This is a genomic window from Bacillus sp. SIMBA_074 (assembly GCF_046534555.1).
Taxonomy (GTDB): domain Bacteria; phylum Bacillota; class Bacilli; order Bacillales; family Bacillaceae_G; genus Bacillus_A; species Bacillus_A mycoides.
This window is the reverse complement of sequence record NZ_JAWRYM010000018.1, coordinates 34,456-55,465: the sequence shown is the minus strand read 5'-3', so window position 1 is coordinate 55,465 and position 21,010 is coordinate 34,456. Positions and strand designations below refer to the sequence as shown.

General features: G+C 36.8%; 21 protein-coding genes and 1 other annotated feature. Of the genes, 14 read left to right on the top strand and 7 right to left on the bottom strand.

All coding sequences use genetic code 11. The features are described 5' to 3' along the window. The first annotated feature begins 50 nt into the window (after positions 1-50). From SB773_RS18870 to leuS, 10 genes are all read left to right on the top strand, one after another. The gene (locus SB773_RS18870; protein ID WP_002089099.1) at positions 51-314 is read left to right on the top strand and encodes a YtzC family protein; all 264 of its coding nucleotides are present in this window, start codon (positions 51-53) and stop codon (positions 312-314) included. Between the two features lie 15 nt (positions 315-329). Beyond that, positions 330-479 carry a hypothetical protein gene (locus tag SB773_RS18865; RefSeq protein WP_001129345.1) on the top strand — a complete coding sequence of 50 codons (150 nt, stop codon included), beginning with the start codon at positions 330-332 and terminating at the stop codon, positions 477-479. Between the two features lie 196 nt (positions 480-675). Continuing rightward, complete coding sequence (locus tag SB773_RS18860; protein WP_113734063.1) at positions 676-1,698, top strand: DUF418 domain-containing protein; 1,023 nt, start codon at positions 676-678, stop codon at positions 1,696-1,698. Between the two features lie 231 nt (positions 1,699-1,929). Beyond that, on the top strand, positions 1,930-2,691 hold the full coding sequence (locus SB773_RS18855; protein WP_410591386.1) for an ABC transporter ATP-binding protein: 762 nt from the start codon (positions 1,930-1,932) through the stop codon (positions 2,689-2,691). A 16-nt stretch (positions 2,692-2,707) separates the two neighbouring features. Continuing rightward, the gene (locus SB773_RS18850; protein WP_410591383.1) at positions 2,708-4,558 is read left to right on the top strand and encodes an FtsX-like permease family protein; all 1,851 of its coding nucleotides are present in this window, start codon (positions 2,708-2,710) and stop codon (positions 4,556-4,558) included. Positions 4,559-4,906: 348 nt separating this feature from the next. Then, positions 4,907-5,473 (top strand): tyrosine-type recombinase/integrase, encoded by a 567-nt coding sequence (locus SB773_RS18845; protein WP_410591381.1) that lies wholly within the window; start codon positions 4,907-4,909, stop codon positions 5,471-5,473. Between the two features lie 34 nt (positions 5,474-5,507). Next, on the top strand, positions 5,508-6,005 hold the full coding sequence (locus tag SB773_RS18840; protein WP_001026048.1) for a cation:proton antiporter regulatory subunit: 498 nt from the start codon (positions 5,508-5,510) through the stop codon (positions 6,003-6,005). A gap of 3 nt (positions 6,006-6,008) precedes the next feature. Continuing rightward, positions 6,009-7,232 carry a cation:proton antiporter gene (locus SB773_RS18835; RefSeq protein ID WP_410591379.1) on the top strand — a complete coding sequence of 408 codons (1,224 nt, stop codon included), beginning with the start codon at positions 6,009-6,011 and terminating at the stop codon, positions 7,230-7,232. A 190-nt stretch (positions 7,233-7,422) separates the two neighbouring features. Next, entirely contained in the window at positions 7,423-8,616 is a 1,194-nt protein-coding gene (locus SB773_RS18830) for an MDR family MFS transporter (RefSeq protein ID WP_410591377.1), read from the top strand. A 198-nt stretch (positions 8,617-8,814) separates the two neighbouring features. After that, positions 8,815-9,033: a binding site (T-box leader), on the top strand. 65 nt (positions 9,034-9,098) lie between these two features. After that, positions 9,099-11,507 (top strand): leucine--tRNA ligase, encoded by a 2,409-nt coding sequence (leuS, locus tag SB773_RS18825; RefSeq protein ID WP_410591375.1) that lies wholly within the window; start codon positions 9,099-9,101, stop codon positions 11,505-11,507. Positions 11,508-11,534: 27 nt separating this feature from the next. On the opposite strand, the gene SB773_RS18820 is transcribed toward leuS, so the two are convergent. Further along, positions 11,535-11,963: a GNAT family N-acetyltransferase gene (locus tag SB773_RS18820; protein WP_410591373.1), complete on the bottom strand. Its 429-nt coding sequence runs from the start codon at positions 11,961-11,963 to the stop codon at positions 11,535-11,537. A gap of 158 nt (positions 11,964-12,121) precedes the next feature. On the opposite strand from SB773_RS18820, the gene SB773_RS18815 reads away from it, so the two are divergent. Beyond that, positions 12,122-13,138 carry a VrrB protein gene (locus SB773_RS18815; RefSeq protein WP_410591371.1) on the top strand — a complete coding sequence of 339 codons (1,017 nt, stop codon included), beginning with the start codon at positions 12,122-12,124 and terminating at the stop codon, positions 13,136-13,138. A 44-nt stretch (positions 13,139-13,182) separates the two neighbouring features. Here the strand turns inward: SB773_RS18815 and SB773_RS18810 are convergent, their stop codons facing one another. The 5 genes from SB773_RS18810 to SB773_RS18790 form a co-directional block, all read right to left on the bottom strand. Further along, a complete protein-coding gene (locus SB773_RS18810) occupies positions 13,183-13,605 on the bottom strand; it encodes a pyrophosphohydrolase domain-containing protein (RefSeq protein ID WP_002034433.1) in 423 nt (140 codons plus the stop codon). 249 nt (positions 13,606-13,854) lie between these two features. Then, on the bottom strand, positions 13,855-14,040 hold the full coding sequence (locus SB773_RS18805; RefSeq protein WP_002129504.1) for a hypothetical protein: 186 nt from the start codon (positions 14,038-14,040) through the stop codon (positions 13,855-13,857). Positions 14,041-14,133: 93 nt separating this feature from the next. Further along, entirely contained in the window at positions 14,134-15,219 is a 1,086-nt protein-coding gene (locus SB773_RS18800; protein WP_131246873.1) for a Ger(x)C family spore germination protein, read from the bottom strand. Next, positions 15,189-16,289, bottom strand: a complete 1,101-nt coding sequence (locus SB773_RS18795; RefSeq protein WP_289404778.1) for a spore germination protein — start codon at positions 16,287-16,289, stop codon at positions 15,189-15,191. The genes SB773_RS18800 and SB773_RS18795 overlap by 31 nt, the downstream gene beginning before the upstream one ends. Positions 16,290-16,305: 16 nt before the next feature. Next, complete coding sequence (locus tag SB773_RS18790; protein WP_410591367.1) at positions 16,306-18,534, bottom strand: spore germination protein; 2,229 nt, start codon at positions 18,532-18,534, stop codon at positions 16,306-16,308. Positions 18,535-18,686: 152 nt separating this feature from the next. On the opposite strand from SB773_RS18790, the gene SB773_RS18785 reads away from it, so the two are divergent. After that, positions 18,687-19,811: a homoserine O-acetyltransferase family protein gene (locus SB773_RS18785; RefSeq protein ID WP_410591365.1), complete on the top strand. Its 1,125-nt coding sequence runs from the start codon at positions 18,687-18,689 to the stop codon at positions 19,809-19,811. Positions 19,812-19,859: 48 nt separating this feature from the next. On the opposite strand, the gene SB773_RS18780 is transcribed toward SB773_RS18785, so the two are convergent. Then, positions 19,860-20,042 (bottom strand): hypothetical protein, encoded by a 183-nt coding sequence (locus SB773_RS18780; RefSeq protein WP_002015640.1) that lies wholly within the window; start codon positions 20,040-20,042, stop codon positions 19,860-19,862. A 199-nt stretch (positions 20,043-20,241) separates the two neighbouring features. Here SB773_RS18780 and SB773_RS18775 point away from each other — a divergent pair, with 199 nt between their 5' ends. Continuing rightward, positions 20,242-20,547 carry a rhodanese-like domain-containing protein gene (locus tag SB773_RS18775; RefSeq protein WP_410591363.1) on the top strand — a complete coding sequence of 102 codons (306 nt, stop codon included), beginning with the start codon at positions 20,242-20,244 and terminating at the stop codon, positions 20,545-20,547. A gap of 231 nt (positions 20,548-20,778) precedes the next feature. After that, the gene (locus SB773_RS18770) at positions 20,779-21,003 is read left to right on the top strand and encodes a spore germination protein (protein ID WP_016106394.1); all 225 of its coding nucleotides are present in this window, start codon (positions 20,779-20,781) and stop codon (positions 21,001-21,003) included. Positions 21,004-21,010 lie beyond the last annotated feature (7 nt).

Sequence of the window (21,010 nt, the reverse complement as noted above, 5' to 3'; positions counted from 1 at the left end):
TCATATGGAAGGGACACACTAAAGGGGAATTGAAGCAAGGAGGGACAATTATGGCAGAGCGTCAATCACTTGAAGAGTATATTACACAGGCAGAACAAGCGGTGGAATATGCGAAAGAACAATTAGACCAAGGCATGAGACAGGAGCATTACAATACGATGGAGTATTCGGATGCTCAGTTGCAATTAGAACAAGCATATAATGACTTACAAACGATGCAGCAACATGCGAATGATGAGCAGCGTGAGCAGTTAAATAGAGCACGTATGGCAATTCGCCAATTGCAACATCAAATGATTATTACACCGCACTAATAAGGAGTGAATGTAATGGCGAAACGTTCAGATCAAAACAATCCAGAGCAAAAAACGCAAAACGGACATAACGCTGAGTTTTCGAATGAACTTGATCCAGTTGTTCAAGTGAAACAGCGTAATAGTAAAAAAGGACAACCTCAAAGATCAAAGCAATCAGAGTAAACCAGGTCGCATTATGACCTGGTTTTATTTTGCCTCGTGATTGGTGCGGGCTAATCAAGGGGCAAAATAATACTGATTAAAGCTTCAATTCATTATATGACAATAATGTAAGATTCCTGTAAGGTTTGCCGATAGTTACGATTGTCTTTTTCCAGTAGAGTAAGGGAGGATTTAATTTTGGACAAGGAGTTGTATTATGGGGAACAATATTACAAACAAACGAATTGATGAGTTAGATTACATTCGTGGCTTCGCATTACTGGGGATTATTTTAGTAAATATTCTTGCACTACTTAATATTAAAGTTCCAGATCCTAGTACAGTGGATGCAAGTTATCAAAGGTTTCTATACTTATTTGTAGAAGGTCGTTTCTTCTCAATCTTTTCATTCTTATTTGGAGTAGGATTCTATATCTTCATTACAAGAGCAATTGCGAAAGGGAAGAATGGATATGTTCTATTTTTACGCCGCTTAGTTGCACTATTTATTTTTGGTTTGATTCATCAAATGTTTCAGCCTGGGGAAGCACTAGCGTTATACGCAATTTGTGGATTAGTCACTTTACCATTTTATAAAGTGAAGAAGCAAATAAATTTAGTAATCGGTCTTATTCTTACGATAGTTTTTAGTATTATGGCAGCTAAGGAATTATTACCATTAGGTTTAATTTTATTAGGTCTTGCTGCAGGACAGTACAAAGTATTTGAAAATCTTTCAGCGAAAATAAAGCAAGTCGCTATTTTTACAGGAGTTATGTTTGTTTTAAGTGTGATAGCTTTATGGTATCAATATGGGCACGTTCCTGCTAATCCATTTGTAAATATGATACTTATGAATGAGGATGGGACAATGGATACTGCAAGCCAATTTTTAAAAATTGGTGTTACAGTTGGACCAGTAATTTCAGCTTTCTATGTTGGAGCATTAATTTTATTACTTCAACTAAAAACAGTTCAAACATTGTTAGCGCCGCTGAAATACTACGGTCGTATGGCTTTAACAAATTATATCGGACAAACTGCAATGATTTTAATTGCAGGCAGTGTATTTAACTTTGCAGGAAACTTAACGTACATGCAGACGTTATATGTATGTATTGCAATTTACGCAATTCAAATTGTGTTTAGCTTAATTTGGATGAAAATCTTTAAAATGGGTCCATTAGAATGGATTTGGCGTGTTATTACGTATTGGACGGTAACACCTTTAAAGAAATAAGAGTAGGAAGGGGCTGTTCCAAGTGGAACAGCCTTTTACTATTGCCAGTGAATCGATATATTTTGAAAATCGCCAATAGCATTTCATTTGCTAAGGGTAATAAAAAACTGAGCTTACATGGTCAGTTTTTTTTCTTACAAAAGTGTAAGGTAATTGTAATGTTAATAAATAGCAGTTCACCTCCAAAAGGAGCAAAATAGGTAATGGAAAAACAAGTGTAGGAGGATATATATGACGAAACCAGTTGTAGACGTGAAAAACGTTCAAAAAGTGTACGGTAAAAAAGGTGAGAACCAATCATACGCGTTAAAGGGTGTGTCATTCTCAATTCAAGAGGGTGAGTTTGTTGGGATTATGGGGCCATCTGGTTCTGGTAAAACGACATTATTAAATGTAATTTCAACGCTTGATAAAGCAACGGGCGGCGTTGTTGAAATTGCGGGTACGGATATTACGAAAATGAAGCAAGGTGAGCTTTCTGATTTCCGTTCACAAAAATTAGGATTTATCTTCCAAGACTTTAACTTATTAGAGAACTTATCTATTTATGAAAACATCGCACTTCCACTTTCCCTTCAAGGTGTTTCATCACGTAATATTGGACCGAAAGTAGAAAAAGTAGCGGATATGCTAGGGATTACAGAAATTCTTCAAAAGTATCCATCTGAAGTATCTGGTGGACAAAAGCAGCGTTCAGCAGCAGCGCGCGCACTAGTACATGAACCAGCAATTATTTTAGGGGACGAGCCGACAGGAGCTCTTGATTCTAAAAATGCAGCAAGTTTACTTGATGCGATGACAAACTTAAATGAAGAACAAGGCGTATCTATTATGATGGTTACTCATGATCCGTACAGTGCAAGTTACTGTCAACGTATTTTATTCATTCAAGATGGTGAGCTGTATAAAGAAATTCACCGCGGTGGTACGCGTGAAGAGTTTTATAAAGAAATTTTAGATGTGCTTGCAGATTTAGGTACACAAAAAGCGTAAGAAAGGAGGTTCAGACATGTTATTTAAACTTTCCATGTCAGGGCTGAAAAGTAAGCTAAAGGATTATATCGTCTTACTTGTTGGTCTTGTTATGTCTATTTCAATTTTTTATATGTTTCAAACGTTAGCGCTGAATAAAGCGTTTATCGAATCCAATTCTGTCATTAAGTCTATTGGCTTCGTATTCCAAGCAGGTTCATTTCTATTAGCAATTATAACGTTCTTCTACATTTTATATGCAAACTCTTTCTTATTATCTCTTCGCCAAAAAGAGTTTGGTATGTACATGATGTTAGGTGCGAAAAAGCATAAAGTTACATTACTTATGTTCATTGAAACAATCGTATTAGGTGCTGCGTCTCTTGTGATTGGAATTGCAGTTGGTGTAGGACTTGCCGGGGGTATTGGGCAATTATTAATGAAGCAGCTTGAATTTTCTGGTGATGGCTATAAAGCATTTTATATCCCATCAATGACTATTACATGTATTTTCTTCTTTGCACTATTTGTATTATCGGCAATGATGAACAGTATTAAGTTATCACGTATTTCTGTATTACAACTTGTACATGCAGATGCACAAACAGAACGTGTTGCAGTAAAAGGAAAAATGACAGGTGTAGTTGCATTCCTTGCCGTTATTTTATTAGGCATTGGGTATGCATCAATGATTTATATGGAAAAATTAAAAGAAATGGGAATTATAATAGCATTAATTACAACAACAGCTGGTACTTACATGCTATTTGGATCACTTCTTCCGGTTATTATTAAAAAGTTAAAGAGTAATAAAAAACGTAGTGAAAAAGGGCTTAATGCTTTTACATTCGCACAATTAAACTTCCGTATTAATAGCTTAACAAAGGTGCTTGCTACGGTAGCGATGTTAGTTGCTCTTGGAGCCGGTGCAATTTCAGGTGGTATGGCGTTTAAAAATAACGTTATAAAAATGGTTGATGGTTTAGAGATTTATGATTCAGTAGTTCATAATCCAACAGCTGAAGAAAAGAAAATTTTAGACGGCATATCATTTAAAAATAAAGCTGAATACCGATATAAAGTAGATGATAAGTACGTTTATTATGTAAAAGAAGATTTAGATAAAAATCGCCCACTTATTCAAGATGGAGTAGGAAAAGAAGGTTTCGGTAAAGTTAAAAAAATATCAGGTGAAGTTCCTGTAGATGTAATTTCACGATCAAACATAGAGAAAAATGAAAATGTAAAAGAGATGCCAGCAGAATGGGACGATGCATTCAGAGCAATCCAGCCATATTACTTATATACAGATCATGCAATTAAAATTGTAGATCAAAAAATGTACGATGGGATAAATGGTAAAGAAGGTATAGCATTTATCGGAAAAACAGATGATTTTGTAGCATATACAAAAGAATGGAAAAAACTTGACGAGTTGCAGCTAGTTAAATATAAAAATGTAAAAGCTGAGCAAATGGGCAGTAAATATCAGGCGTACGATATGTTCTATGGCGTTGCGAGTGGAACAGTGTTTATGGGCTTCTTCCTTGGAATTGCTTTCTTAGCGATGATGGCAAGTTGCTTAATGTTTAAAATTCTTTCTGGTGCATCAAAAGATATTACGCGTTATCAAATGCTTCGTAAAATCGGTGTGCGCCGTGAATTATTAACAAAATCAATTTATAAAGAGTTATTCTTAGTATTCTTATTCCCGGCAATTGTGGGTATCGCTCACGTATTAGTTGGTATGAATATTTTCGGGTTTATTTTAGTTGATCCATACTTCCGTATTTGGTTACCAATTGTTATCTTTGTAGTCATTTATGCGATTTATTACTTCATTACAGTTCAATTGTATAAAGGAATTGTTCTTCCGAAAGAAGATTAATAAAAAACCGAGCGAAACTGCTCGGTTTTTATTTTTTTCAGAAAAAACACTTTGATGTTACTGAAATATATAATATTATGAGAATAAGTAACGTAATATAAAAGTAGAAGCAGCTGGATAAGGAAAGGAGGAATCCAATCTGTAGAAAGAAGCTGAACTTTTATCCCACATTTCTTTTCTAACCACAACGCATTTGTACAATCGCAAGTTTCCACATTACAAATTGTCAGAACTACATGAGTATATTGTGAAAAATAATGGATAATACATGGAAATCTCATAGCGTGATAAGGTAAAATGGACAACATGATGAGAAAATTACCGTTCATAAGATGAGGAGATACATGTATGGAAGTTGTAGAGGCATTAAAAGATATAAACCAAATTGAGGCTATGAAAAAATATTTAAAAGAGCACTCGCAGCGAGATTATCTTTTATTTGTTATTGGAATTAACACAGGATTGAAAATTACAGAACTACTTAGCATGAAATTTGAAGATGTATTACATGAAGACGGGACTGTTAAAGAATTTTATTCTCTTCCTGTGAAAGATGAAAAATTTAAGCAAGATATTTATTTAAATACAAAAGTAAAAGAAGCACTTTTAGAGTACGTACAATCTATTGATGTTCAAAGAGAGAACTATGTATTTCAATCTAATAAAACGCCAAATTCAATTACGCGCCAACAAGCGTATCGTGTAATTCATAATGCTGCAGAAGCAGTTGGAATTGTTGGAAAGATTGGAACGAATTCAATGCGAAAAACATTTGGATTTCATGCGTACAAAAGAGGAATAGCGATTGCGCTATTGCAAAAGCATTTTCATCACGCAACTCCATCAGAGACGCTCAAGTATTTAGGAATCTCAAAAGATGAGAAGTTTAAAACAGAGATTGATGTAGATTTGTAAAAGCCGTAACTAAAAACTTTAGGAGGCGGAAAATATGAATATTAGAGAGAGTGAACTACCGGGCATTGGATGTAAATTCGAAGTGATAACAAAAGGTAATGAAAAAATGGTTATCGTTATTCATGATGATGGCCGAAGAGAAATGTATCATTTTGATGCGGATCACGATGAGAGTATTTCAAGCATTTCTCTTCGTGATTCTGAAGCGAGACAAATTGCGGCTATATTAGGCGGAATGGTATATAGGCCGCAAGCGCTAGACACAATTGAGATGGCTTTTGAAGGATTATCAATTGAATGGTTTAAGGTGGAGAATAATGCACCAGTAGTACAACAAACAATTGGTAGCTTACATGTCAGAAAAACATATAACGTAACGATTATTGCTATTTTGAAAAAGAATATGAAGAAATTCTTTAATCCAGGTCCAGACTCTATTATTGAAGCTGGCGATATGCTCGTATTGTCGGGTGAAAGACATGAAGTGAAAAGAATTATTAATGAATTGCTTTCAGCAGGAGGTGATTCCTAATCGATGGATACTTTAATTTTTGAAGTTGGAACTGCGTTAGTATTAGTAGCTTTTGCAGCTATCCTCGCTGCGAAGTTAAAGTTCTCGATTATTCCGTTTCTCATTATACTCGGTATGTTAGTGGGGCCTCATGCCCCAGATTTAGGACTTATCGATTTAAGGTTTATTGAAAGCGGAGAAGTTATTTCCTTCCTCGGCCGTGTTGGCGTCATATTCCTCTTATTCTATTTAGGTTTAGAATTCTCAATAAAAAAATTAATTAAATCAGGAAAGTCGATTGCTTTTGGGGGTAGTGTTCATATATCGCTTAATTTCATATTAGGTTTACTTTATGGATATGTTATGGGCTTCCCCTTATTAGAAACGTTAATTATTGCTGGAATCATTACAATTTCATCGAGTGCAATTGTTGCAAAAGTAATTGTTGATTTAAGAAGATCTGGTAATAAAGAGACTGAATTAATATTAGGAATCATTATGTTTGATGATATCTTTTTAGCTGTATATTTATCAGTCGTTTCAGGGTTAGTACTCGGTGGTGCAACATCATTTGTAGGTGCTCTTACATCGGTGTTAATCGCGGTAGGGTATATGCTACTATTCTTTGTAATCGCTAGAAAAGCTACGCCGTTTCTAAATAAAGTATTAGATATTTCGTCAAACGAAATTTTTATTATCGTAATATTCGCTATTTTATTCTTTGTAGCAGGATTTTCAGAAACAATTCATGTTGCGGAAGCGATTGGGGCTTTATTGTTAGGACTCGTCTTTTCAGAAACAGAGCATAGTGACCGGATCGAGCATCTCGTCGTCCCGTTTCGTGATTTCTTTGGAGCTATATTTTTCTTCAGCTTCGGTTTAAGTATAGATCCGTTTTCGCTTGGAGGAGCAGTATGGTTGGCATTAGGAGCAGTTTTCATTACTCTCATCGGTAATTTTACAGCTGGAATGATTGCAGGGCGTAAAGCCGGGTTATCGCATAAGGCTTCTACGAATATCGGTTTAACACTTATATCACGTGGGGAATTCTCCATTATTGTCGCGAATCTCGGAATAGCGGGTGGCTTAATGGCAACGATTAAGCCATTCTCAGCTTTATATGTTTTAATATTGGCGTCGCTAGGGCCATTATTAACGAAGGAGTCTGGGAGAATATACTCTCTACTAGACAAAATATTTAAATGGAGTGCTAAAGAAAGTACAAAACGTAAAAAGGAAGTTGGATAACCTTTCGCGAGGGAACGATTCCATTATTTATAGATTAATATTTTACAAAGACGATTAGAATACATTCTAATCGTCTTTGTGCTATTATCTGAATTTCATCAACTATTAATCAGTTGCCTTCCTATTTAAAAACGACTACAATTTTACTGTTATATATATGAACGAAAAAAAGAGAATAGGAGGGGAGACTATGCCAAGGAAAGTATGGCTATTAGTAGCTGGGATGATTATTAATGTCACGGGTGCTTCTTTTTTATGGCCTTTTAATACAATTTACTTACATGATAGTTTAGGGAAATCTTTATCAGTAGCCGGAATGGTATTAATGATCAACTCGCTTACTGGTGTAATCGGAAACTTGCTCGGCGGTGTTTTATTTGATAAATGGGGCGGTTATAAATCAATTTTAGTAGGGATTGTCATTACACTTGTATCGATTTTAGGTCTTGTATTTTTCCATGGTTGGCCATTATATGTTGTGTGGCTAGCATTAATCGGATTCGGTTCTGGAATGGTGTTTCCATCGATGTATGCGATGGTCGGTACGGTTTGGCCAGAAGGCGGGAGACGAGCGTTCAATGCAATGTATGTTGGACAAAACGTTGGGATTGCGATTGGAACAGCGTGCGGTGGATTAGTTGCGTCTTATCGTTTTGATTATATTTTCTTAGCGAACTTTATTTTATATTTTATTTTCTTCTTAATTGCGTTTATTGGATTTCGTGGTATGGAAGCAAAAAAAGAGCAAGAGGTACAAAAAGAAGCCGAAATGAAAAAAGGTTGGTCACTTACACCTGGCTTCAAAGCGCTTCTAATCGTATGTGTAGCATATGCTTTATGCTGGGTTACATACGTACAGTGGCAAGGGGCAATTGCGACTCATATGCGAGAATTAGATATTAGCCTCCGCCATTATAGTTTATTATGGACGATAAACGGGGCGATGATTGTTTGTGCGCAGCCACTTGTTAGTATGTTAATTCGCTGGATGAAGCGTTCTTTAAAACAACAAATTATGATTGGAATCGTCATTTTTGCGGCGTCGTTTATTGTTTTAAGCCAAGCGCAGCAATTTACGATGTTTCTCGTTGCGATGGTGACATTAACAATTGGTGAATTATTCGTATGGCCGGCAGTTCCGACCATCGCAAATATACTTGCACCGAAAGATAAGCTAGGATTTTATCAAGGTGTTGTAAATAGCGCAGCGACTGTAGGGAAAATGTTCGGACCGGTCGTTGGCGGAGCGATTGTTGACTTATACAATATGGAAGTATTGTTTATTGCGATCATGGTAATGCTTGTAGTAGCGCTTATAGCAACGAGTATTTATGATAGACGAGTAAAAGTAGAAGAAACAGTTGAAGAAAAAATTGCAGTTTAGTTTGACGGAACATGCAACATGTTTTAGAATATATTTAAATAAATAGTAATAAAATATCCTTTGGAACAAGGGAGTTAGCTCGGCTGTCCTAAGACAAATTCGTTAGTTAGCAAGAGTAACGATTAACCGAGAAGCCCTCGCTTCAAGTAAGCTCTTAAGAGATACTAAGTGGTGGGTAGTTCACATTAACTCATATTTGTAATAACAGTGAGAAGGAGTAGTAGTAATAGAAGCTGGTTTAGAGAGTTGACGGTCGGTGCAAGTCAATCCACGTTTCGTTATGAACTCGCCTTTGAGTTGCAGTTGTGAAATCATTAGTAGCAATTGCCGTTAATCCACGTTACGGATCTAAGCGAATGTATTTATTACATTAATTTAGGGTGGTACCGCGGGAATCTATAACCTCTCGTCCCTTTCTAGGGATGAGAGGTTTTTTGTATTTTGGGCGGTGAAAATAAATAGAATTTCAAGGAGGGTATCTCATGAGCTTTAATCATCAAGAAATTGAGAAGAAGTGGCAAGGGCATTGGGAAGAGAATAAAACATTCCGTACGCCAGATGAAACAGAAAAACCAAAATTTTATGCACTAGATATGTTTCCATATCCATCAGGTGCAGGCTTACACGTAGGTCATCCAGAAGGTTATACAGCGACAGATATTTTATCTCGTATGAAGCGTATGCAAGGATATAACGTTCTTCATCCAATGGGATGGGATGCATTCGGTCTTCCAGCAGAGCAATATGCACTTGATACTGGGAACAGCCCGGCTGAATTTACAGAGCTTAATATTAATACGTTCCGTAATCAAATTAAAGCATTAGGCTTCTCTTACGATTGGGATCGTGAAGTAAATACAACAGATCCAACCTACTACAAGTGGACACAATGGATCTTCCTAAAACTATTTGAAAAAGGTTTAGCTTACGTTGATGAAGTACCTGTAAACTGGTGCCCAGCACTTGGTACAGTACTTGCAAACGAAGAAATCATTGACGGTAAGAGTGAGCGCGGTGGACATCCAGTTGAGCGTCGTCCGATGAGACAGTGGATGTTAAAAATTACAGCTTACGGAGATCGTCTATTAGAAGATCTAGATGAGCTTAATTGGCCAGAAAGCTTAAAAGACATGCAACGTAACTGGATCGGTCGTTCTGAAGGTGCAGAAGTACACTTCAACATCGACGGTACAGATGAGAAGTTCACAGTTTTCACAACGCGTCCTGATACACTATTTGGAGCAAGCTACTGTGTACTGGCTCCAGAGCATGCACTTGTTGCTAACATTACAATACCAGAACAAAAAGAAGCTGTAGAAGCTTACATTAACTCTGTTAAAATGAAGAGCGATTTAGAGCGTACAGAACTTGCGAAAGAAAAAACTGGTGTATTTACTGGTGCTTACGCAGTTAACCCAGTAAACGGTGAGAAATTACCAATCTGGATCGCTGATTATGTTCTTGCAACTTACGGAACAGGTGCTGTAATGGCAGTTCCAGCTCACGATGAGCGTGACTATGAATTCGCATCAACGTTCAATCTTCCAATGAAGGAAGTTGTAAAAGGCGGAGACATTTCGAAAGAAGCATATACAGGTGATGGTGCGCACGTAAACTCAGCATTCCTTGATGGTTTAAATAAAGAAGAAGCAATTGTAAAAATGATTGAGTGGCTTGAAGTAACAAGCGCAGGAAATCAAAAAGTAACGTACCGTCTACGTGACTGGTTATTTAGTCGCCAACGTTACTGGGGTGAGCCAATTCCAGTAATCCATTGGGAAGATGGTACAATGACAGCTGTGAAAGAAGAAGAATTACCATTAGTTCTTCCGAAAACAGAGAATATTCGTCCTTCAGGTACAGGTGAATCACCACTTGCAAACATTGAAGAGTGGGTAAATGTTGTTGATCCTGGAACTGGTAAAAAAGGTCGTCGTGAAACAAATACAATGCCACAATGGGCTGGTAGCTGCTGGTACTACCTACGCTACATCGATCCAAACAACAGCGAAGCACTTGTAGACCCTGAAAAAGTAAAACAATGGCTTCCAGTTGATATTTATATCGGTGGAGCAGAGCACGCTGTACTTCACTTACTATATGCTCGTTTCTGGCATAAAGTATTATATGATATCGGTGTAGTTCCAACGAAAGAACCGTTCCAACAATTATTCAACCAAGGTATGATCTTAGGTGAAAACAACGAGAAAATGAGTAAATCAAAAGGTAACGTTGTAAATCCTGATGATATCGTAGCAAGCCACGGTGCAGATACACTTCGTCTATACGAAATGTTCATGGGACCATTAGATGCTTCAATCGCTTGGTCTGAAAATGGTCTTGACGGAGCTCGTCGTTTCCTAGACCGCGTATGGCGCCTATTCATTCAAGATAACGGTGAATTAAGTGAGAAAATTACTGATGCACCAAACAAAGATCTTGAAAAAGCTTACCACCAAACAGTGAAGAAAGTAACAGAAGACTATGCAGAGCTTCGCTTCAACACAGCGATTTCTCAAATGATGGTATTCATCAACGATGCATACAAAGCTGAAACACTTCCAAAAGAATATGTAGAAGGTTTCGTAAAAATGATTGCACCAGTTGCACCTCACATCGGGGAAGAACTATGGAGCAAGCTTGGATACAATGAAACAATCACATATGCAAGCTGGCCAACATTTGATGAGTCTAAACTTGTAGAAGATGAAGTTGAAATCGTTGTTCAAATTATGGGCAAAGTTCGCGCAAAATTAACAATGAGTAAAGACGCATCAAAAGAAGAAATGGAACAACTTGCACTTGAGGAAATCAAAGAACAAATTGAAGGGAAAACAGTTCGTAAAGTAATTGTTGTTCCTGGAAAACTTGTTAACGTTGTTGCAAACTAATTAATGATTAATAAAAGCTCAGAGCGTTTATGCTCTGAGCTTTTTTGCGTAAAAAATAAGCTCTGGATCATCTTCATCTAAGTTTTCGATCATTCCACTACGCATAAATCCATTCGCTTTAAAAACTTTTTGCATATTTGTATTCGATTCGTTCGTTGAAGAAAATATTTTTTGAGTAGGAGAATGCCTTAACATATATGAGATTAATGAACTTGCATGACCTTGTCTTCTTTTCGTTGGCGAAACAATGATTAATGAGAGGAAAGTATAACCAAAGAAATTTGTATCGTATGTTAGAAAACCAAAAATGGAATTGTCCTCTTTTGCAATGATGCAGGTTCCTTCATCAATAGCGTGTTTAATATAATCTCGTCTACTATCGTCTCCGATTACATCAACATCTATATGTAAGATTGAATCTAAATCGTCGATGGAAGCTTTTGCTACGTTCTCCAACGAAAACGCCTCCTTTTAAAAAATAATCAGTTAATTTAGTTTATCATGAATGAAGAACGAAGAAAAAGGCGCGGAATTCCCATATAGACAAACACCTATTCTTCTATAGAAAATATGATAAAAAAGGTAGGTTAAATTGAACAGAAGAGGTGAAAGGAATGAAAGGGATGGACAATAATGCACCACATGGCTTCTTCGGAGGTGGATCGGATAGTTATGGACAAATGATGTTCATGGGAGGAGATGGTCAACACGGATATGGCGGAATCCCAAGTTGGATGGGAGGAGCAGCTGGAGGATTTCCGACGTCAGTGGCGGGTGTACAAACAGGATTTCCAACGTCAGTAGCTGGAGCGCAAACAGGATTTCCGGCACTAGTAGGAGGTGCACAAGGAGGAGTTCCTGTAGGTATGCCAACTACATTCCCATCTTTCGTTGGCGGTGTACAAACAGGATTTCCTGTACCTGGCGTTGGTGTTGTAGCAGGTGGGATCGGCGGATTCCCTCAAGGTGTTCACGGTCATCATGTGCATCATGAGCATCACGGCCATCACGGTCAGCATGTACATCATGAGCATCACGGCCATCACGGTCATCATCAACAACACGGCCATCATCAGCATCATGGCCATCATCAACAACAAGTACATCATCATGGTCATCATCAAATTCATCCGCAGGCTGTCCTTTATCAAACTCATCATCATGGTCACCAAGACCATCATCAACACCATGGTCATCATGGTCACCAAGGCCATCATCAACACCATGGTCATCATGGTCACCAAGGCCATCATCAACACCAAGGCCACCATCAGCAACAAGTACATCACCAAGGTCATCATCAAATTCACCCGCAGGCTGTCCTTTATCAAACTCATCAAGGTCAACACCATCACCAGGGCCAACATCATCACCAAGGTCAACACCATCACCAAGGCCAGCACCATCACCAAGGTCAGCACCATCACCAAGGTCAGCACCATCACCAAGGTCAACACCATCATCAAGGTCAACACGGCCAGCAACACCAGCAACACCAACAATATCAACAATATCAACAGCAACAATCTTCTCCTTGGACAGGTGGAATTGGAGCAGGAGGAGCCGGGGCAGCTGCCGGAGCAGCTAGCATTGGTGGAGCAGCAGGACACGCGGGACACGTGGGTCATTAATGAGTGGCAGAAAAAAGGACATAATAAAAAACTGCTAGGAAATCCTAGCAGTTTTTTTCAGCTTCTTGGCGCTGACGTTCGATTTCCGCACGAAGTTGTGGTTCCGGTGCTTGCCATCCTTCTGGTTTCATAATTTTTCCATCGCCTTCGCGGAATCGAGGCTTTCCATCAGGGAATAGTTTTGCCATGTTAGCATTGTTTACAATTTCGAATCCTTTATCTGGACGTACGCCCATTTCTGCAAACGTTCCGAATGCAAAGTAAATAAGGTCAATAAGTGCATCGTATTGATCTTCAACAGTTGTTGCTTCTAGAAATTCTTCTAGCTCTTCTTGCATAAAGCTAGCACGAATTTTTGCACGCTCTTCTGTTAGTTTTGTTGGAGTACTTGTCACAGGATGTCCGAATTCTTCATGCATTTTTGCAACAAGTTCGTATCCTTTATCTAAACCTTTTTCGTTTGTCATGTTGTTTCATCCTTTCTTACGTTATGCCGAATTTTATCCCGCATTAACGGGCAGTAAGACTCCCACCTCAAAAGTCGCAAATGCGAGGAAGCGAGGTGGGAGATAACTGCCCGTAAAAGCCCGATTGGTGAAGGCTAATAATCAGTGGGGAATGGACAAAATCCCCACTGATTAAAGTTTCACTTTATTGTAACATAAGGTAGTTATTAAATAAAAAGAACATCTTATGAGAAATAAGATGTTCGCTCGTTATTCTTCTTTCTTAATTAAAACGGATAAAATAAGATCGATGCCAAACATTCCGATGAGTAGCATTGGTATAACTACAAGTAAATAACGTGTGAAAGAAACATTTTTTAAGTATGTATGAGCAAATAAAAAGACGCCGAGAAATAAAATACCGTTTAAAATAGGCTTTACTAATTTTTTGGACATAAGCTCCCCCGTAAATATCTTTTCTCTCTATATTTGGTAATGAAAAACTCCTCTCTCCGTTGTATCATGCCGGAGGGAGGAGTTCAATCATTATCATTCAATTACGCCAGAATTTGTAATGTTAACTGTGTATTTTATTGTAATGGGAACATCTTTGTACATTTTTCTCCACTCTTCTAATTTAAATGGACGATAATGTTCTTTATACCTTGCACCGAGGCCGAGTGGATCTACATTCAAAGATTTAAACTGTTTAATTAGTTTATTAGCTTTTGCATCTAATTGTTTTTCAATCGTTTTTTCTATTTTTTGTGTATTCTTTTTATTGTCTAAGTTGAACTGTTTAGATAGTTCTTGAATACGAGCTTCTAGTTTGACGTGTATGAAAAATGATGGTTTTCCGTCTTTTATATTTACTTGGTAAGTTGGGACGGATCGAATGTTATTAATGATTGTGTATCCGGAGTTTGCTTTAAATTCATGTGAATCTAATCGGTGTTTTTCCAATAAGCCTTTAAAGGCAAACATATCATGATAATTAATTTTCCCAACATATTTATCTTTTTTTAAAAGGCCGATGCCAGTAATTTTTATTTTATCTTTATCTTTTTTGAGGATTGGTAAATAGGAATCTTGACCTTCACGATAATATCGATAGGCTCCTAAATGTAGATTGTCAGTAGGTAAAGGACCCGTTTTCATATTATGGTCTAACATTTTCTTTATATAAATGGCAACGTTAGATGATGTTGTATATTTACCTTTTAGTAAGTCTAGCCCTGTTCCCTCTAATAAACCGACATACATAGAGTTCCCGATATTCACATCACGAATTAACGTGTCAAAGGAAGTTGATAATCCTTTTTTAGCAATTCTTGTAGTAAATAGAGCAACCCGCATTTGTCCGCTGGCAAATGGTTGAGAAGACTCTAAAGATGTGTCTGCTTTTACTTGTTTTACCGCGTTTGCAGTTCCTTCGAAGACTTGAACTTTATTACCTTTTTTCTGAATGGGACAAACGAATGTCACTTTTACTTTATTATCCTTTGCTACATCAAATACAGTTCCTTGAATAAGTTGTACATCATCGATAATATTTTTTTGTAAACATCCAGTTAGACTGAAGAGTGTTATACAAGAAATAAGTATTAATTTACTTTTACTTTTGATTTTTTCCATTTTCTTTTCACCCACACAATAATAAATAGAATTGGGATGTATATGTAAATAAGCCAAAAACTAACCCTTGATGCATTACTAATAAAGTCATTAATATCATGTCTGTTCGTTAAAAGCTGTGAAACAATGAGGGTAATGAGCAAAAAAGTAATTAAAACACCTCTTTGTTTTACACGAAATATTTCGTGTGTTCCTCTTGTCGCAGCCCATAAAGGAAGGATAGAGCTTGTAACAATAACGAGAGCGTAAGCTGAGATTGCAATGTACTCTAGCCTTTCTATGAAAGGAAGTTGGATTACTTGGGTCATGGAAAGTTGTGACCATATTGTTTTTGATAATTGTTTTTCACTAAAAAACGAAAAGGCTAAAAGGGTACTAAATAAATATAGAAGATTTGAAAATAGTGCTCCGTATTGAGCGAATTTATGAGATTGCTTAGGATTTTTCACAAATGGATAAATCATAAGATAAATCTCAAACCCTGTCATACTGTAGATTGACAGCTGGGCGGCTTTTAAAATATCTGAAAAAGAATGTGTGAAAATAGGGAGTAAATTAGGCCAGTGAGAGTATTTCAAAACGAATAGGCTAAGAAATAAATATCCCAATGTACCACCAACTGAGATGACACAAATGCCGGTAATTACACGAAATCCAGAAGAGATAATGTAATAGCTAACTAAGCATAAGAAGAGTGTTAACATCCAAGTTGAAGCGGTAGGAAACATCCACACTTGAATAATTTCAACGTATGTTCGAATGACAGAAATGCTGACGGTTAAAAAATAGGCTATAAAGATGAGATTAATGCCGTTTCCTAGCCATTTTCCAAACGTTTGTCGCTGTAAATCAATTAAATTTCCGTTTGTTTCTTTTAACAAGAAATACATCATCCATAGGAGAATATGAATGATGATTCCTGTGATGAAGACTCCTATCCAACCGTCATATCCAGCAGCCTTAGCAATAATACGGGCAAACCCAAGGACGCCGGCACCGAATTGTGCACCGTGAATTAAAAAGAAAACGAAGACGGGTGATATTTGGTGTTCTGCTTTAATTTTACTCATCGATGCACCTCATTTCTTAATCATCAAAATCTGACGTATGCTTCGTAGAAATTCCATTAGTTGCTTTCTTTACGTGTTGCGGTCTTGCTTGAACATCTCGTGTATCAATCATTGTTAATGGAAAACGAATCCAAGAATCTTTAAAGGATTGTTGTCTCGTTGGATAAAAGAGAGCGTACGGCTTACGTAAAGAAGTAAGTCTAAACAAATGGGTAAATAAAAAGATAAATCCAAGAGATATACCGAAAAGCCCACCTATTTCTGCAAATGCAAGAAATGGGAAACGTAGTAATCGAACAGCGTTACCCATTTTATAAATCGGTGTAATGAAGGAAGCGAGTGCTGATAGGGCAACGATAATTAATAAAATATTACTCGTTAAACCAGCTTGTACAGATGCTTGCCCAATTACAATACCGCCTACAATACCGAGCGTTTGTCCGACCTTCATAGGTAATCGAGCGCCAGCTTCTCTTAATAAATCAATAGCAAGTTCCAAGAAAAGTGCTTCTATTAAAGGTGGAAATGGTACTTGAGCCCTTGATAAAATCAATGTTTCAAGTAAGTCACTCGGAACTAATTCATAATGATAATTCAAAACTGCAACGTATAATGGAGTTGCACAAATTGAGAATAGAACAGCGAGCAATCTTAAAATCCTTGAGAATGTAGCGTATAACCAAGAAACGTTATAGTCTTCTGGTGAAATGAAAAAATCGAAATATGATACAGGAGTTAAAAGGACACTTGGAGAACCATCAACAAAAATAGCGATTTTGCCATCAATAAGTGCCTTTGTAACTCTGTCAGTACGCTCTGTATTTATATAGAGCGGGAAAATCGATTTTTCACCCATTAACTCTTGTATATAGGCACTGTCATTAATTTGATCGTATTCGAGAGCACGTAATGATTCTTCTAGAAACTCTACATTATCTTTTTCTGCAAGGTTGTCTAAATACATCATCACAACCTTTGTTTTTGAAAACTCTCCAATAATCATCTCTTTTGTTTGTAACTCTAAAACAGGAAGGCGTTTACGGACTAAATTAATATTTGTATCAATAGCTTCTACAAAACCTTCTTGCGGACCGATAACTGTTGATTCATTTAATGGAGGGCTTGGTGCCCGGTAAGTATCAATTGCAATATTTGCAAGCATACACTTTTGATCTTGCTGATTTAATTGAATAATTGCATGTCCTTTTAAAACCATGTCCTCAATTTTTTGTAAGTCGTTCGTAATTGTAATACCGCTCATTGGAATATGTTCTTTTAATTCTTCTAATGAAGCGCAAGGACGTTCCATTAGAGTAGGCATTAAATACTTTTGCAATTTCTCACCATCAAGTGAAGGGCGATAGTAAGAAATCCAATAAGGCATCGTTTCATCGTCAGATGTGTGGTAATTAACAAAATCACTAGACTGTTTCAGCTTCTCTATTAAATCTTGTAGAGAATGAATATGGTCATTTTCTGGTTTGCTAAAGTCATAAATGCTGTTACTTCCTGAGGTTTGCTGCTTGTTTTGAGAAGAATCATCTTGTTTAGAATTTTGTTGTTTGTTTTGAGAAGAATCATCTTGTTTAGAACTTTGCTGCTTGTTTTGAGAAGAATCATCTTGTTTAGAATTTTGTTGTTTGTTTTGAGAAGAATCCTCTTGCTTAGAATTTTGCTGCTTGTTTTGAGAAGAATCATCTTGTTTAGAATTTTGTTGTTTGTTTTGAGAAGAATCCTCTTGTTTAGAACTTTGCTGCTTGTTTTGAGAAGAATCCTCTTGTTTAGAATTTTGTTGTTTGTTTTGAGAAGAATCATCTTGCTTAGAATTTTGCTGCTTGTTTTGAGAAGAATCATCTTGCTTAGAATTTTGTTGTTTGTTTTGAGAAGAATCATCTTGTTTAGAACTTTGCTGCTTGTTTTGAGAAGAATCCTCTTGTTTAGAATTTTGTTGTTTGTTTTGAGAAGAATCATCTTGTTTAGAACTTTGTTGCTTGTTTTGAGAAGAATCTTCTTGTTTGTCTTGAGAATTATCATCTTGCTTAGAATTTTGCTGCTTACCTTGAGAAGAATCCTCTTGTTTAGAATTTTGCTGCTTGTTTTGAGAAGTATCCTCAGTTTGTTCCGTACTTTTTGGCTCGTCATTCTTATCTTTGTTATGTTCCTTTTGATCATCAGACTGTTGTTTCAAATCAGCTGTCTCTTTTGTATTTGAGTTTTTTTTCTTGCGTAACCAATTCCAAATCATATGTATGCCCTCTTTGATTGTGTAATATAGTGCTATTTTGTGGCTAATTTTGTATATTATTCATTTATTTATGAAAAGAAAGAGGAGATTGGCTTGCATAGAAAAAACCCTTTAGTAAGCAGTTCATAAAATGACGGGAAGAAGGCGAGTCTGTGCAAATTGTAAAAAAGGAGAAGTTTGTTTTAAAAGAATTTGTGTTTGAAAATGGTAGGGGAATTCCTGTTCAAATGGGGTATGAGACGTATGGTGCTTTAAATAGAGAAAGATCAAATGCGATTTTGGTTTGTCACTATTTTAGTGCAACAAGTCATGCGGCAGGAAAATATACAGAGCATGATGAGGAAGCTGGTTGGTGGGATGGATTAATTGGACCTGGGAAAGCAATTGATACAAATAAATATTTCGTTATATGTACCGATAACCTTTGTAATGTACAGGTGAAGAACCCCTACGTAATTACAACGGGACCAAAATCGATAAATCCGGTGACTGGCTTTGAGTATGCGATGGATTTTCCAGTCTTCACATTTTTAGATGTAGCACGTATGCAATATGAGTTAATAAAAGATATGGGGATTTCAAGATTACATGCTGTAATGGGACCGTCGGCAGGTGGGATGATTGCGCAGCAATGGGCTGTTCACTATCCTCATATGGTAGAGCGAGTGATTGGAGTTATTACGAATCCACAAAATCCAATTATAACGTCGGGAAATGTAGCGCAAAATGCGATTGAAGCAATTCAGCTTGATCCAAACTGGAAAGGTGGAAAGTATGGAGAAGAGCAGCCAACGAAGGGTCTTCATTTAGCAAATCGAATGATGTTTATGAATGCGTTTGATGAACATTTTTATGAAATGGCATTCCCGCGGAACAGTATAGAAATGGCACCTTATCAGGAATTTTCTGCATTAACATCATTTGAGAAAGAGATTAATAAAGTGACATGCAAAAGTATAGATTTAGTAGATGCAAATTCGTGGATGTACACTGCGAAAGCAGTCTTATTACATGATATTGCGCATGGATTTTCTTCTTTAGAAGAGGCTCTTTCTAATATAGAAGCGAATGTACTCATGATTCCGTGTAAACAAGATTTACTTCAGCCACCTCGTTATAATTATAAAATGGTAGACATTTTGCAAAAACAGGGGAAATATGCAGAAGTGTATGAGATAGAAAGTATAAATGGGCATATGGCTGGGGCATTAGATGTTCATTTATTTGAAAAGAAAGTTTACGAGTTTTTAAATCGGAAAGTATCTAGTTTTGTGTAGGAAATAATTAATGTGGAAAGGTGCATGATTTATAGTAGGCACCTTTTTTTACATGATTTGCAGACGGAAAATATATGAAGCGACTGATAAACCGAAGAAAGCTATACTAAGTAATAGAAATAAGAATGACATTTCTTGAGGGGATTTTATCTTTTTATTATTTTTCATACTAAGAGCAATAACTGCAAAAACTAAGAAAATGATGCCCATAATGAAAAGAAAAAGTGTCATTTTAACTGGCTCCTTTCATCAAACAAGTATATTGAGGATACAATGCGCCAGTTATGTTTGTAAAGAATAAGTTTTGCGGGGAAATTGAGAAATAAATGTTCCATTCTTTGCGTTCCTTCCTTCGCATGCTAAAATTGATGAGAAATGATTGTTTAAAGAAGAAACTGAAGGTTTTATTGTATATAAGGAGGAACTACATATGACAGAAGTAAAAACAATTACTACAGAAGAAGTGCAAGAGCGTTTAGAAAATGGAGAAACATTATTTTTAGTAGATGTAAGGGAAGATGAAGAAGTTGCGGCAGGGAAAATTCCGGAAGCTATACATATTAAAATGGGCGATATTCCAAATAAAGTAGATTTCTTTGAGAAAGAGAATGAATATATCTTTATTTGCCGTTCGGGAATGCGTAGTGAAAATGTATGCCATTATTTAAATGAGCAAGGATTTAAAACAGTGAATATGGTTGGCGGTATGCTTCAATATGAAGGCGAAACTAAATAAGTAGCTGCAAAAACTTGAAACGTGTTTGTTTCAAGTTTTTTTCTTTTGCATACAGTGTATAAAGTGAAACTTTAATCAGTAGGGGTTTTGTTCATCCCCCACTGATTATTAGCCTTCACCAATCGGGCGTTTACGGGCAGTTGATCTCTCACCTAACTTCTTTGTCCCAGCCAAATTTTGAGGTGGGAGTCTTACTGCTCGTAAATAGCGGGATAAAAGGGGGATAGGTAAATGGGAATTAACATGCGTAAAGTGAAAATTATAAATAATACAGGAGCTGTTAATGTTGGTGACTGTTATGATATCTCACCTTTAGCTGTGGCAAAAATATATGCGGGTGCTGGAGGGTCGAGTGCGGCTATTTTTTTAAATGGGAAAAGGCAGCCAGAAGCGGTGATTAGAACATCAGTATTCCTTCCGCCATTAGCAACAAGTACACGTACATTAGGTTCGTAAAGGAGAG

Bases quoted from the DNA above. Each gene is read 5' to 3' on its own strand.
- SB773_RS18870 (WP_002089099.1), top strand. From the start codon at position 51: ATGGCAGAGCGTCAATCACTTGAAGAGTATATTACACAGGCAGAACAA.
- SB773_RS18865 (WP_001129345.1), top strand. From the start codon at position 330: ATGGCGAAACGTTCAGATCAAAACAATCCAGAGCAAAAAACGCAAAAC.
- SB773_RS18860 (WP_113734063.1), top strand. From the start codon at position 676: ATGGGGAACAATATTACAAACAAACGAATTGATGAGTTAGATTACATT.
- SB773_RS18855 (WP_410591386.1), top strand. From the start codon at position 1,930: ATGACGAAACCAGTTGTAGACGTGAAAAACGTTCAAAAAGTGTACGGT.
- SB773_RS18850 (WP_410591383.1), top strand. From the start codon at position 2,708: ATGTTATTTAAACTTTCCATGTCAGGGCTGAAAAGTAAGCTAAAGGAT.
- SB773_RS18845 (WP_410591381.1), top strand. From the start codon at position 4,907: ATGGAAGTTGTAGAGGCATTAAAAGATATAAACCAAATTGAGGCTATG.
- SB773_RS18840 (WP_001026048.1), top strand. From the start codon at position 5,508: ATGAATATTAGAGAGAGTGAACTACCGGGCATTGGATGTAAATTCGAA.
- SB773_RS18835 (WP_410591379.1), top strand. From the start codon at position 6,009: ATGGATACTTTAATTTTTGAAGTTGGAACTGCGTTAGTATTAGTAGCT.
- SB773_RS18830 (WP_410591377.1), top strand. From the start codon at position 7,423: ATGCCAAGGAAAGTATGGCTATTAGTAGCTGGGATGATTATTAATGTC.
- leuS (WP_410591375.1), top strand. From the start codon at position 9,099: ATGAGCTTTAATCATCAAGAAATTGAGAAGAAGTGGCAAGGGCATTGG.
- SB773_RS18815 (WP_410591371.1), top strand. From the start codon at position 12,122: ATGAAAGGGATGGACAATAATGCACCACATGGCTTCTTCGGAGGTGGA.
- SB773_RS18810 (WP_002034433.1), bottom strand. From the start codon at position 13,605: ATGACAAACGAAAAAGGTTTAGATAAAGGATACGAACTTGTTGCAAAA.
- SB773_RS18805 (WP_002129504.1), bottom strand. From the start codon at position 14,040: ATGTCCAAAAAATTAGTAAAGCCTATTTTAAACGGTATTTTATTTCTC.
- SB773_RS18800 (WP_131246873.1), bottom strand. From the start codon at position 15,219: ATGGAAAAAATCAAAAGTAAAAGTAAATTAATACTTATTTCTTGTATA.
- SB773_RS18795 (WP_289404778.1), bottom strand. From the start codon at position 16,289: ATGAGTAAAATTAAAGCAGAACACCAAATATCACCCGTCTTCGTTTTC.
- SB773_RS18790 (WP_410591367.1), bottom strand. From the start codon at position 18,534: ATGATTTGGAATTGGTTACGCAAGAAAAAAAACTCAAATACAAAAGAG.
- SB773_RS18780 (WP_002015640.1), bottom strand. From the start codon at position 20,042: ATGACACTTTTTCTTTTCATTATGGGCATCATTTTCTTAGTTTTTGCA.
- SB773_RS18775 (WP_410591363.1), top strand. From the start codon at position 20,242: ATGACAGAAGTAAAAACAATTACTACAGAAGAAGTGCAAGAGCGTTTA.
- SB773_RS18770 (WP_016106394.1), top strand. From the start codon at position 20,779: ATGGGAATTAACATGCGTAAAGTGAAAATTATAAATAATACAGGAGCT.